The organism is Streptomyces sp. NPDC048295 (assembly GCF_040652135.1).
GTDB lineage: Bacteria > Actinomycetota > Actinomycetes > Streptomycetales > Streptomycetaceae > Streptomyces.
Genome location: NZ_JBEZLL010000010.1, coordinates 103,429 through 116,209 on the forward strand (window position 1 = coordinate 103,429; position 12,781 = coordinate 116,209).

Genomic DNA, 12,781 nt, shown 5'->3' on the forward strand with positions numbered 1-12,781 from the left:
CGGCTGTCGCCAAACGGGGGAGGGCACTGTGGGACAGAACGATCCTGGGGCGGAATCGCCCGCATACTCATGGAACGTCATCGGTGCCGTGGGAGCTGCCGGGGCGATGTCGCCCGGTGTTGCGAACGAACTGGTCACAGAACTCACGTCGTTCACGAAGTTCCGCGACCGAGTCGACGGACTCCTCCACGACCTCAAGACCTCACCGGCCGGCCCGAAAAAGGTCGGCGAGGACACGATGGGCCGGGACCGGTTCGGCGGGGGCAAGGGCGAGTGGTCGGAGGCGGATGCTCTGCACGGCTCGTACTCCAAGGTCATCAAGGAGCTGGAGGAGCTGTCCCAGCTGCTGTCCGACTCCATCGAGGGCATGAGCATCGCTGTCCTGGGAGCCCACAAGGGTTACGAGAACGTCGACTTGGACGTGCGAGACCGCATGCTCGCGATCCAGGGCAGCACGAATGCCCACCACGATGCCGAGCAGGCCACAGCAGCGAAGCAGGCTGAGGAGCATTCAGATCGGCCGGAGAGGCCGACGAACCCGTCGGAGGATACGTCCGGCGGTGCCGGCACGTGATGAGTGGCGAACTTGCCTGCACGGGGACTACGTGGACGGGAGAGGCAGCGACGTGAGCTCGATTTTTGACGGCATGAGCCACGAGCAGATGCTGGAGTGGCTGGACACGGCCAACAGCGGTGAGATCCGGGGGGCGGCGGATCGACTTCGGAGCGCGGCATCGGAGATCCATAAGATCGCCGAGGACCTGAAGGTCCGTCCACAGTGGGTGGAGTGGAAGGGTAAAGGAGCCGATGCATTCCGTACATGGAGTGCAGATCTGGCCAATGCGACGCTGCGCCTGGGGGATTACAGCGAAGGTGCATCCAAGTGGCTTGCTGAAACTTCGACGGCGATCGCGTCGGTGCAGGCGTCCATTCCGCGGACACATGCCGGTGCACAGGCGAACCTGGAGGCTGCTCTCGCCGCGCGAAACGACCCTGATGCGTCAGCGGTGGCGAAGAAGTCCGCGGAGACGCTGGTCGCGGACAGGGAGAACAGTCGCCAAGAGGCAGCCTCACAGATGCGGAGGCTGGCGGATACGTATGCTTTCTCTTCATCGCAGATGAAGGCCCTGGAGAAGCCAGTGTTCCCGGCGATGCCACAAGTGATTGCTCCGCAGGTTGACGAGAGATACGACGGGCGACAGGGCGAACACATTGGGCCTGGGGAAGGACCTATCGCCAGCGACACGGGCTACGCCATTGAGCCAGGGCACCGAGCGCGAGCAGTAACCGACCTGGCTGCGCCCGCCAGTAGCGTGGGCGCCTTTTCCCGCATGGCGCCACCCTCGATGCCAGGTCCGGTGGACATGGGGATCGATGGAGTGGCCAGGCTGGCGGATACTCCGCCTTCGCTGGTCGCGAATCCAGTAGTGCCGCCAACCGGGTCAAGACCTGACAGCCTTCCCTCGCTGACGCCGGTCATCGTTCCGCCAGCTCCCAACATCAGCCCCTCCGCACCACGCAGCACAAGTGGAGGAGGCAGAACGACAGGTCCGCCACGTCCGTCAGTGTCTGCTCCAGGGGTGACTCCGTTGGGCCCCGGGCCGGTGGGTCGTGCCCCTGGGCCCAACGGGATCACTGGTGGCCGCGTTGTACCCCCAGGACCAGGGCGCTCCTCCGTTGGTATCCCTCGTGGAACGGTCATCGGTAGCGAGAACACTCACAGCACAGCGCCAATGGGGCGCACCCCAGGCATGGGCGGTGGCGTCGGTCCTGGGGTCCCTTCGAGCACAGGCGGCAGCAGCCGTCGGCTGGCCGGGGAAGCGGGTGGCGTGGTTGGCGGTCGCCAACAGCAGGGTCAAGGGACTTCACGCCCGTTCACTGCCGGAGGGTCCGGTTTGGTGAGGGGCGGGGCCTCAGAAGGATCGATACGCAAAGGCTCTGGGGCGCACACGACAGGGCGAGATGAGAACGCTGATCGGCCGGATTACCTGGTCGAAGACGATGAGACCTGGCAGCAAGGTGGCCGACGCGTTGTGCCGCCCGTTATCGACTGATAGCAGTCAACTCACGAAGGACTCGTATGCCCATCAGGAGCAAAGGACTGACACGACGGCGATCCGCGATGGCGGCTGCCCTGGGCCTACTCCTGGTAGGTGGTTCTGTTGTGCCCGCATTTGCTGACTCCACACGTTCCATGCAATGGCATCTCGATGCCATGAAGGCAGACGAGATGTGGAAAACGAGCACGGGCAAAGGTGTCGTCGTTGCTGTGCTCGACAGTGGTGTGGACCCGAAGAATCCCGATCTTGTAGGGCAGGTTCTCGAAGGAAGGAACCTGGAGCCGGACATCAAGGGCGACGAGCACACCGACTATGACGGTCACGGCACGAGCATGGCTGGGCTGATCGCAGGGACGGGTCGGAGCAACGGAGGGAACGGTGCGTTCGGACTTGCGCCGGGAGCGAAGATTCTGCCGGTCCGTATGCCTGATTCCGGAGTCGGGGCAACCCAGGCGGAGGGGGACGCAAAGTTCAACAGAGTTGCTCCCGTGGCGATTCGGTATGCGGTTGAGCATGGCGCAAAAGTCATCAATATTTCTTTGGGCGCGCAGGCGGGATCGCAGGCACTCGCAGATGCTGTCAAATTCGCACTTGATAGCGGGGCGTTGATCTTTGCTGCTGCAGGAAACAGTGGTGACGGAGCAAACACGGTTGCGTATCCCTCCGGAACGCCAGGGGTAGTTGGCGTGGGTGCTATTGGTCACGACTCGAAGAAAACTGACGAGTCCCAGCATGGGCCGCAGATCGACCTCACGGCACCCGGAATCGACATGGTTCATCCCTGTACGGGCGGAACTCAGTTGTGCAAGACGAGCGGAACCAGCGATGCCACTGCCCTGGTTTCCGCTTCTGCTGCCCTCATCTGGGCCAAGCATCCCGACTGGACCAACAATCAGGTCCTCCGCGTCATGCTGAACACGGCCGGCGCCCCGACCAGCGGTGCCAAGCGCAACAACTATGTCGGCTACGGCATTGTCCGCCCCCGCATCGCACTCAAGACCCCAGGTGACCCCGGCCCGCCCGACGTGTACCCGCTCCCCGACCTCGCGGCAGCCGAGAGGCCGAGTCCCAGGCCTTCAGACAAGCCTTCCAAGGCGGCCGGAGGTTCGGCGGACGTCGACAAGTCGGCCGAGGCAGCCCCCGCTTCCGGTGACAGCGGCAGTAACACAGCTCTATGGGGCGGACTAGGCGCTGGTGTGGTCGTGGTCATCTGCGCAGTGGTGGCAGCCCTGGCCGTCCGCTCCCGCCGCCGCAAGTCCGCTGCCGCAACTGTCCCACCCGCGTACCCGCATCAGCCCCCGTCCCCCAACCCCTACCAGCAACCACTGTCTCAGCCTCAGTATCAACCCATGCCTCCGTCCTTCGGCCCCCATCCCGCTGCTCCTCCCAGTTCCAATCCGCCCTACGAAGGCCCTACTCGGTAGGCGTGCCTATTCCTTGAGTTGGCACAGTGATACTGGGAACGACGGGGCTTCTGGGGCGTCATTGTCAATTCCGCGACAAGGACACGCCACGGACCAGGACCAGGGTGCTGATGGGTCTCACCGCATCCCTGGACATCGGCATCATTGGCAAAATCTCCACCAGTGTGGGCACCAGTTGTGCCGTGAACTCCGCGATGGCCTATTTGAAGGAGATGCAAGGGCACTTCGGCGGGCCGAAGGCAGAGGGATTACAGCCGCGGGAGCGTTCTTTTTCGATGGCGTAGCCATCGACAACTACCTCGACTTCTTCGGGAACGAGAAGTGGGAGTCCTTCGGGGATGTTGACTCGCTTGACCCGAAGGAACAGGGGAGGTCGCTCGGCTACATGCCGGACGCGCTCGGACATGCACTGGAGGCGGCGACCCTCGGATACCCGTACGACAGTCCGAACGCCGACGTCGAACGGGACGCGGGCAACGCCGACGTCATGCGGGATGTCATGGAGAAGTACGGCTCGGATGCAGGCCTGCTCAAAAAGCAGGAAGCGATGGCCGACAGCCTTGGGGTCATGGGCGCTGGGTACATCGACGACATCAACTGGTCGCTTGAGAAGAACGATGGGGAGAGCGTCTTCGCTCCAGGCAGGAACCCCGCAGGGCACCTGGACTTTTCTGATCTCGACGACGACAAGGGAAGGCCCATCGCCCGTCAATTTCTCAGCGCCCTGGGCCAACATCCGGATGCATACGCCACGGTTTCTAACGCCGAACAGATCTACACCTCTGGCATGTTGGAGCGTCAAGTGGATTCGAACGGCCAGATCAACACTGGTGGGGCACGAGCAGTGGTGAGCACCGGTGCCGAGGTGCAGGGAATGCTCGACCAATCCCGTGCGGATCAGGTCGTGGCATCCCATATGAAGGATCAAGAAGACTACGAGAAGGCTGTGGCCGCGCGTTCTGGCTGGGTCGAGTTCGGTGCCGGTGTGGGAATAGCCGCTGGTGTTGCCTTCTTGCCCGAGGTCGCTGCTGTGGGGGCAGCGGCGACGCTCATTACTTTGGGCAGCGATACGGCCAGCGGAGCTGTGGAGCATGTCGTCGGTCAGTTCATCGGAAACATTTCGGACCAGTCCGTGGATGAGCACAAGGAAAAGGTCGAGGAACTCACCCGTGAGGAGAAAACCAAGGTGTTCCGTTCTGGCGAGTCCATGGCTGAGTCACCCATGGAAGGGTTCCTGGATCGGCATACGACCGCTTCCGACACCACTTTCCGTCAGGACTTGAAGGAATCGATGAGGCTTGGGTACGCGGTGGGCAACGACCGTGAGGACCAGCAGGGCAATGATCCCGAGACAGGGGGCTGAGCCAGGAATGGTGCAGGACGGAGTGCGAAGGTGAGTCATATGAGGGCGGGGCAGTTCAGGCGGGCATGGTGCATCACAGGCTTGGTGATGGCTGTGGGTGCCGGTGCGGTTGGGTGCGGCGGCGAGGAGAAGACGCCGGATTACGTTGGTGCGGAGGAGGTGTGTGATGCCCTGTTCCAAGGGCCTTTGGCGAAGAAGGTGGAGTCCGTCACGGGCGCGACGTCGTTCGCCTGGACGGGGACGAAGGGTTACGACCGGGTAGTTGAGGGGCTCAAGACCGGTTACACATCGGGGCACCGCTGGGCTGCAGGGGGCGAGCTGTGCACGCTGTCCCCGAAGAGAGGTGCGCTGGCGGACAAATCGAGGATCAGCTTCGATATGTACGCACCGCAGGATTTGAATGATCCCTATGCGAAGGATGGGCACTATTACACACTGGGGAAGAGGTCTCAGGCGGCTCCTCGGGGGGCCTCCCTCTATTTCGAGTGCGTAAGCCCCCAGATCGAAGGGTCGAAGGAACGCCCGCTGCGTGTCAGTGGCCGTTTCTACCACCCGAAGGCCACCGCGCGGAGTACGCCCGAGCATTTCGACGCCAACATGGAGATTATGCATGCCGCGTCCCTTGCCGTGGCCAAGAAGTTGCAGTGTGAGAACGATGGCGGCCTGCCGGAGAAGGCGGATCTGACGCCGCGGATTTTTTAGCGGGCAGGCACGTCGGCCGGACTTCGAAAGGTTACTGGGGCACCGTGGCACGCGTCGAAAAGCCGCCCGCCCCGGAACGTTCCCGGGCCGGGCGGCTTTGTCCGTGGAGGCCGTGACCGGATTCGAACCGGTGTAACTCGAGTTGCAGTCGAGCCCCTGAACCACTCGGGCACACGGCCGTGTGTTCCTCGTCGTGGTCCGACCGTAGGGCCGGGTGTCCCGGCCGTTCAAGAGCACGGGGCGGGGTGCAATGCGACTGCCACACCGCGTTCACGAACGGTGTCGTGGTCCTACGACCAACGGAGGACCACAGGACCGTCCCGGGACAGGGCTCATATGGGATCTCGCCCCTTACTCTTGGGCTCATGAGTGCCCTGGAACCACGAGACGCCGGTGTCGAGACCGGCACCGACGTCGACGCGGATGCGCCGGACGGGACCACGCCGTCCGCCGAGTCCGGAGCCGGGGAAGGGGTGCTCGGGCGGACCTACCGGGCGCTCAGCGTCGGCATCGTCTCCGTCGTGTTCCTGATCGCCTTCGAGGCGACCGCCGTGGGGACCGCGATGCCGGTCGCCGCGCGCGAGCTGCACGGCATCCCGCTGTACGCGTTCGCGTTCTCCGCGTACTTCACGACCAGCCTCTTCGCCATGGTGCTCTCCGGGCAGTGGGCGGACCGGCGCGGTCCGCTGGGGCCGCTCGCCACCGGGATCAGCGCGTTCGCCGCGGGGCTGCTGCTCTGCGGGACCGCCGGGAGCATGTGGGTCTTCGTCGCGGGGCGGGCCGTCCAGGGGCTCGGCGGCGGGCTGGTGATCGTGGCGTTGTACGTCGTGATCAGCCGGGCCTACCCGAAGCGGCTGCAGCCGTCGATCCTGGCCGCCTTCGCCGCGAGCTGGGTGATCCCGTCGGTCGTCGGGCCGCTGGCCTCCGGGACCGTGACCGAGCACCTGGGGTGGCGGTGGGTCTTCACCGGCATCCCCGTCCTCGTGGTGTTCCCGCTGGCGCTCGCGCTGCCCGCGATCCGGCGGCGGGCGTCCGGGCCGGCCGATCCCTCGGCGCCCGTCGAGCCGTACGACCGGCGGCGCATCATGCTCGCGCTCGGGATCTCGCTGGGGGCGGCGCTGCTCCAGTACGCCGGGCAGGAGCTGAACTGGTTCGCGCTGCTGCCGACCGCCGTGGGTGTCGCACTGCTCGTGCCCGCCGTGCGGGGGCTGCTGCCCCCGGGGACCGGCCGGGCGGCGCGCGGGCTGCCGTCGGTGGTGCTGCTGCGCGGGGTGGCGGCCGGGTCGTTCATCGCGGCCGAGTCGTTCGTACCGCTGATGCTGGTGACCCAGCGCGGGCTGAGTCCGACGATGGCCGGGCTCTCGCTCGCGGCCGGGGGCGGGACCTGGGCCCTCGGTTCGTACGTGCAGTCCCGGCCGCGCCTGGAGCCGCACCGGGAGCGCCTGATGGTGGGCGGCATGGTGCTGGTCGCCGCGGCGATCGCGGCCGCGCCGTCCGTGCTGATCGACGCGGTGCCGGTATGGACCGTGGCCGTTGCCTGGGCCTTCGGGTGTTTCGGCATGGGCATGGTGATCGCATCGACGAGCGTGCTGCTGCTGAAGCTCTCGGCACCGGAGGAGGCGGGGGCGAACTCGGCCGCCCTTCAGATCTCCGACGGGCTGTCCAACGTCCTGCTGCTCGCCGCGGGCGGGGCGGCCTTCGCCGCACTCGGCGGCGGGACGGTGGGAGCCGTGCACGACGCGGTGCAGGCGGGGGCCTCCGGGTCCCATCCGGGTGCCTTCGCGGTGGTCTTCCTGCCGATGGCGGGAGTGGCGCTGGTGGGGGCGTGGGTGGCGGGGCGGGTACGGGCAAAGCCTTAGTACCGCGTGGTACCGCGCGGTACCATCCCTATATGGCTGGTCTGAATCTGCGGTTCACCGAAGAAGAGCTGGACGCACTGCGTGCGCGCGCCGAGTCGGAGGGGCGGAGCATGCAGTCGTTCGCCCACGACGCGGTGATCTCCGCCATGAACGAACACTCGCGCCTCTTCGACGAGGCTGCGGACCACGTGCTGAAGGTGAGTGAGGAGCTCAACCGGAGGCTCGCCTGATGAAGTACCTGACACTTCCCGAGCTGCTCAACCTCGCCGAGCGCCTCGGGGCCGCCGAGGTGCGCGACTACGGGCTGCTCGATTCGGCACTCGCCCGCCCGCAGGCGAGCGTGTTCGGCCAGGACGCCTATCCGGACGTGTGGCAGAAGGCCGCGGCGCTCATGGAGTCCCTGGCGCGCAACCATGCGCTCGTCGATGGCAACAAGCGCATCGCCTGGTATGCCACCTGGGTCTTCCTGCATATCAACGGGCATCGGCTGAGCGCGGACTTCGATGTCGACGAGGCCGAGAAGTTCGTGCTGGACGTCTGCCAAGGGGCCCTCGACATGCCCAGGATCGCGGAAAGGCTCCCTCGGTTCGCCGCGTGACGCTGTTCTGTGAAGAGGGTCTCAGCGGGGCCGAACCACCGCTCGTCCGTACGGGGTTCCGCCCGGCCCCCCGGTAAGGTGGCCCGGTTGTCGTATCGCGTGCGGGTCCGTCCCGGCCGTGCGGACAGCGCCCCACGTACCCGAGAGACCCGAACCGGAGACCGTGACTACTACCGCCTCCCACCACCTCTCACCCGCCTTTCCCGGCCGCGCCCCCTGGGGCACGGCCGGCAAGCTGCGAGCCTGGCAGCAGGGCGCCATGGAGAAGTACATCCAGGAGCAGCCGCGCGACTTCCTCGCGGTCGCCACCCCCGGCGCGGGGAAGACCACCTTCGCGCTGACCCTCGCGTCATGGCTGCTGCACCACCACGTCGTGCAGCAGGTCACCGTCGTCGCGCCGACCGAGCACCTGAAGAAGCAGTGGGCCGAGGCAGCGGCCCGGATAGGCATCAAGCTCGACCCCGACTACAGCGCGGGCCCGCTCAGCAAGGAGTACGACGGCGTCGCGGTCACCTACGCGGGCGTCGGCGTACGGCCGATGCTGCACCGCAACCGCTGCGAGCAGCGCAAGACCCTCGTGATCCTCGACGAGATCCACCACGCCGGTGACTCGAAGTCCTGGGGCGAGGCGTGCCAGGAGGCGTTCGACCCGGCCACCCGGCGGCTCGCGCTCACCGGTACGCCGTTCCGGTCCGACACCAACCCGATCCCCTTCGTCGTGTACGAGGAGGGCAACGACGGCATCCGGCGCTCCTCGGCCGACTACACCTACGGCTACGGCAACGCGCTCGCCGACGGTGTCGTCCGGCCCGTGATCTTCCTCAGCTACAGCGGCAACATGCGCTGGCGCACCAAGGCCGGTGACGAGATCGCCGCCCGGCTCGGCGAGCCGATGACCAAGGACGCCATCGGGCAGGCCTGGCGCACCGCCCTGGCGCCCACCGGCGAGTGGATCCCCAATGTGCTGAGCGCCGCCGACAAGCGGCTGACCGAGGTGCGCAAGGGCATTCCGGACGCGGGCGGGCTGGTCATCGCCACCGACCAGGAATCGGCGCGCGAGTACGCCAAGATCCTCAAGCGCGTCACCGGCGAGAAGGCCACCGTGGTCCTCTCCGACGAGAAGGCCGCCTCGAAGAGGATCGACCAGTTCAGCGAGGACGGGTCGCGCTGGATGGTCGCGGTCCGCATGGTGTCGGAGGGCGTCGACGTACCGCGCCTCGCCGTGGGCGTGTACGCGACCACCATCTCCACGCCGCTGTTCTTCGCGCAGGCCGTCGGGCGTTTCGTGCGCTCGCGCAGGCGCGGCGAGACCGCTTCCGTCTTCGTACCGACCATTCCGATGCTGCTCGACTTCGCCAACGAGATGGAGGTCGAGCGGGACCACGTCCTCGACAAGCCCAAGAAGGGCAGCGACGAGGAGAACCCGTTCGCCGAGGAGGACAAGCTCCTCGCCGACGCCGAGAAGCTGGAGGACGAGGAGACCGAGGAGCAGCTGCCCTTCGAGGCCCTCGAATCCGACGCGGTCTTCGACCGGGTGCTGTACGACGGTGCCGAGTTCGGCATGCAGGCGCACCCCGGCAGCGAGGAGGAGCAGGACTACCTGGGGATTCCCGGGCTGCTGGAGCCCGACCAGGTGCAGCTGCTGCTCCAGAAGCGGCAGTCCCGGCAGATCGCGCACAGCCGCCAGCGGCCGGCCGAGGAGGCCGATCTGCTGGAGAAGCCGGCCGACGCGCGGCCGGTGGTCACGCACAAGCAGCTGCTCGGGCTGCGCAAGCAGCTCAACACGATGGTTTCGGCCTACACGCACCAGAGCGGCAAGCCGCACGGGGTGATCCACACCGAGCTGCGGCGGGTGTGCGGCGGGCCGCCGAGCGCGGAGGCCACGGCCGGGCAGATCCAGCAGCGGATCAAGAAGGTCCAGGAGTGGGCCACCCGTATGACGTGAGCCGTCGGGCATGCGGATGCCGGCCCGGGGCGGGGACTGCGGTCCCTGCCCCGGGCCGGTGTCGTGCGTGCGGATGCGGGTGGCGCGACTGTCGGAGGAACGACGTGGTTGCCGGACGGACGGTGCGGACTGTCGCGGGAACCGCGCGGCTGCCCGACGGACGGTGCGGAGCGCCGGAAGAACCGCGCGGCTGCCGGACGAGCGGTGCGGACTACCGGAGGAACCGCGCGGTCACCGGGTGAACGGTGCGAACTACCGGAGGAACCGCGCGGCTACCAGACGAACGGCGCGGACTGGTTCGTCGTGGCCACACACGGAACCGTGGCCGAGGTCGGGGACGAGGCCACGATCTGCAGTGACCAGTTGGTGGCGCTCGGGGGAGTGGGCAGCACCACGGAGTTCGTGCTGTCACCCGCCGCCAGGGTGCCGGAGGTGAGCTTCAGCGGACCCAGGGTGATCGGGCTGCCGCCGCTCATGCCGGGGTTGGTCTTCCCGGAGAACTGCACCTGACTGGTGACGCCGCCCGAGGTCTTGGTGAGCTTGAGCGTCGTCGTGATGCTGTTCGGGTCGGCGCTGGTACCGGCCGGCATGGTGATCGCGCTGGACGTGACCTTGATGGTCTTGGACGTGCCCGAGTCGGCGGCGGTCAGGGTGGCGAGACCGCTGCCCCAGGCGCCGCAGTCGTACGTGGCCGTCGCGGTGAGCGGAGCCACGGCCTGGGCCGTCGGGGCCAGGGCGAGCGCGCCGGCCACGGAACAGGCCGCGACCAGCACCACGGGGATGTGTCTTCGATTCGACGACATGACGGGGGGAACTCCTTCCGGTTCTGAATTCCGCAGATTCACCGAAGAACTGGAGAAGTGGATCTGCGTGCCGGGCCCGGCATGTCGGCAGCAGTGAAACGGTGATCTTCGGAGAAGTCAAGAGATGTCCGCAGGGGCACTTGAAATTCCCATGGAAATGCTTTTCGGGCATTTCAGATAAGGATCAATCGGTTCTCTCTTGACTTCTTGGCACCCGGCCTCCTCAATGTGCGCAATCAATGGGCCATGGAGGGGTGTCTGGTGATACGACGACGAAGACCCGGCGTGACCGGGTTGCTCGCTGCCTGCTTCGTGATGTCGCTGAGCTGCGCCGGGGCGAGCGCCCAGGCCGCACCGTCGGCGGGCGGGCGGGCCGCCGGTACGGTCACCCCGACCGTCCACTGCATCCTGCCCGCGGGTCAGGGCGAGGCGACCGGGCCGCAGGAGATGACCGTCGAACTGTCGCCCGCGGTCGTCGCCCCGGGCGGCAAGGTCCACGCCAAGGTCACCCTGGGCCCGTCGCCCGCCACCAGCGGCCTCGCCCTGGAGGACGTGCCGACCATCCCCAGCATCGACTTCGCCATGTCCGGCGGCGCCACCGGTACCGTCACGGTGCGCGGCGCCGAGTTCACCATGGACATCCCGTCCGGCACCCCCATCGAACTCCCGCCGTACGAGGGCGACTTCCTGGTCCCCGCGAACGCCTCCGGAGACATCTCCTTCACCCCGGTCCGTACGCTGACGCAGACCAAGGTGCTCGGCTCGGTCTTCGAGACGCCCTGCGACGTCGTCGACGGCGGGGCCGCCATCGGTACGGTCACGGTGGAGGGCACCGGCTCCGAGCCCGCCACCCTGACCGCGCCCGCCGACCCCGTGCGCCCCAACACCGCTGTGACGCTGGGGGGTTCGGGCTGGACGCCGGGCGGTACTCCGGTGCCCTCGCTCTGCGCGGTGGGCGGAGGCGGCTGCGATCCGCTGAAGTTCGCCGGCAACACGCTCACCATCGGCGGTGACGGGACGCTGAACGGCACGGCCACCCTCGCGGAGGCCGGCGCCGTGCCGGACGGCACGTACGAGGTGAAGGTCAACGACGGCACGAAGGAGGCCACGGCCCCGCTCACCGTCAGGGCCGTCGCGGCCGGCGACCGCGAGATCTCGCTGTCCCGGAGCAGCGGCCCGGTCGGCAGCGTGATCACGGTCAGCGGCAAGAACTACAACCCGGACCGCTGGATCAATGTCATCGGCCTCGACGCCTCGGGCACCGGGCTCGACGACAGCGCGGTCTACGTCAAGAGCGGTCCGGACGGCACCTTCTCCGTCGAGTTCACCGTGGTCTCCGAGGCCGTCGTCGCCGTCCAGGCGGACGAGGGCAACGACCCGGCGACCGTACGGACCGCCCCGTTCACCGTCTCCACCGGCGAGGGAGGAGGCGGCAGCGCCGACCAGACGCTGAACACCTCGGTCAGGGCCGGAACCCTGTCCATGGTCCAGGACGGCGACACCGTCGACTTCGGCACGACGGTCCTGGGCGCCGGCAGCGGTGTGCAGCGCTCCCGGCTCAACCGGGTCGAGGTGGAGGACGCCCGCGGCGTCGACAGCGGCTGGTCCCTGACCGCCACCCTCACCGGCTTCACCAGCGCCGACGGCGGCACCATCCCGGCCGACGCCGTCCGCTGGACGCCCAGGTGCACGGCGCAGAACGGCAGCGTCGGGGTGCCGGTGGCCGGATCGCCCGCCGCGCTCGGGAGCGGAGCGGCGAGCCTCTGCCGGATGGACCCGGACGGCTCACGTCCGTTCACCGGCGGCCGGTTCGACGCCGATGCCGATCTCACCCTCACCGTTCCCGGATTCACCCGGCCCGGAGATTACAGCGCGACTCTCACCCTGACCCTTCTCTGAGCACGGAGACGAATAACTCCGGAGGCGCCCGCCCGCTCCATTTCGCATCGGAGCGGGCGGGCGTCGCCATTCCGAATTCGGAGAATTCCCGCAGCCGCGTCCCGGCCGCGGACGACACCCATGGAGGA

Annotated in this window: 9 protein-coding genes, 1 tRNA gene and 1 pseudogene; 9 read left to right on the forward strand and 2 right to left on the reverse strand. The window is 67.3% G+C overall.

All coding sequences use genetic code 11. From position 1 onward, the window contains the following. Nucleotides 1-106 precede the first annotated feature (106 nt). The 4 genes and pseudogenes from AB0D53_RS17190 (at nucleotide 107) to AB0D53_RS17205 (ending at nucleotide 5,549) form a co-directional block, all read left to right on the forward strand. Entirely contained in the window at nucleotides 107-574 is a 468-nt protein-coding gene (locus tag AB0D53_RS17190) for a hypothetical protein (RefSeq protein ID WP_362446645.1), read from the forward strand. Between the two features lie 1,620 nt (nucleotides 575-2,194). Next, nucleotides 2,195-3,484 carry a type VII secretion-associated serine protease mycosin gene (mycP, locus tag AB0D53_RS17195; RefSeq protein ID WP_362446648.1) on the forward strand — a complete coding sequence of 430 codons (1,290 nt, stop codon included), beginning with the start codon at nucleotides 2,195-2,197 and terminating at the stop codon, nucleotides 3,482-3,484. Nucleotides 3,485-3,758: 274 nt separating this feature from the next. Continuing rightward, a pseudogene (locus AB0D53_RS17200) lies at nucleotides 3,759-4,847 on the forward strand (hypothetical protein); the annotation flags it as partial. A gap of 87 nt (nucleotides 4,848-4,934) precedes the next feature. Next, nucleotides 4,935-5,549: a hypothetical protein gene (locus AB0D53_RS17205; RefSeq protein WP_362447074.1), complete on the forward strand. Its 615-nt coding sequence runs from the start codon at nucleotides 4,935-4,937 to the stop codon at nucleotides 5,547-5,549. 104 nt (nucleotides 5,550-5,653) lie between these two features. Here AB0D53_RS17205 and AB0D53_RS17210 read toward each other — a convergent pair. After that, a tRNA-Cys gene (locus tag AB0D53_RS17210) sits at nucleotides 5,654-5,728 on the reverse strand. A gap of 186 nt (nucleotides 5,729-5,914) precedes the next feature. On the opposite strand from AB0D53_RS17210, the gene AB0D53_RS17215 reads away from it, so the two are divergent. The 4 genes from AB0D53_RS17215 to AB0D53_RS17230 all read left to right on the forward strand — a co-directional run bounded on the left by AB0D53_RS17215 (nucleotide 5,915) and on the right by AB0D53_RS17230 (nucleotide 9,951). Continuing rightward, on the forward strand, nucleotides 5,915-7,408 hold the full coding sequence (locus tag AB0D53_RS17215; protein WP_362446651.1) for an MFS transporter: 1,494 nt from the start codon (nucleotides 5,915-5,917) through the stop codon (nucleotides 7,406-7,408). Between the two features lie 32 nt (nucleotides 7,409-7,440). Further along, nucleotides 7,441-7,638 (forward strand): Arc family DNA-binding protein, encoded by a 198-nt coding sequence (locus tag AB0D53_RS17220; RefSeq protein WP_362446654.1) that lies wholly within the window; start codon nucleotides 7,441-7,443, stop codon nucleotides 7,636-7,638. Next, nucleotides 7,638-8,006: a type II toxin-antitoxin system death-on-curing family toxin gene (locus tag AB0D53_RS17225; RefSeq protein WP_093900268.1), complete on the forward strand. Its 369-nt coding sequence runs from the start codon at nucleotides 7,638-7,640 to the stop codon at nucleotides 8,004-8,006. Before AB0D53_RS17220 ends, AB0D53_RS17225 begins: the two co-directional genes overlap by 1 nt. 163 nt (nucleotides 8,007-8,169) lie before the next feature. Beyond that, entirely contained in the window at nucleotides 8,170-9,951 is a 1,782-nt protein-coding gene (locus AB0D53_RS17230; RefSeq protein WP_362446657.1) for a DEAD/DEAH box helicase, read from the forward strand. Nucleotides 9,952-10,223: 272 nt separating this feature from the next. Here the strand turns inward: AB0D53_RS17230 and AB0D53_RS17235 are convergent, their stop codons facing one another. Then, nucleotides 10,224-10,754, reverse strand: a complete 531-nt coding sequence (locus AB0D53_RS17235; protein WP_362446660.1) for a hypothetical protein — start codon at nucleotides 10,752-10,754, stop codon at nucleotides 10,224-10,226. Nucleotides 10,755-11,039: 285 nt separating this feature from the next. Here AB0D53_RS17235 and AB0D53_RS17240 point away from each other — a divergent pair, with 285 nt between their 5' ends. After that, a complete protein-coding gene (locus AB0D53_RS17240) occupies nucleotides 11,040-12,653 on the forward strand; it encodes a hypothetical protein (protein WP_362446663.1) in 1,614 nt (537 codons plus the stop codon). Nucleotides 12,654-12,781: the final 128 nt, after the last annotated feature.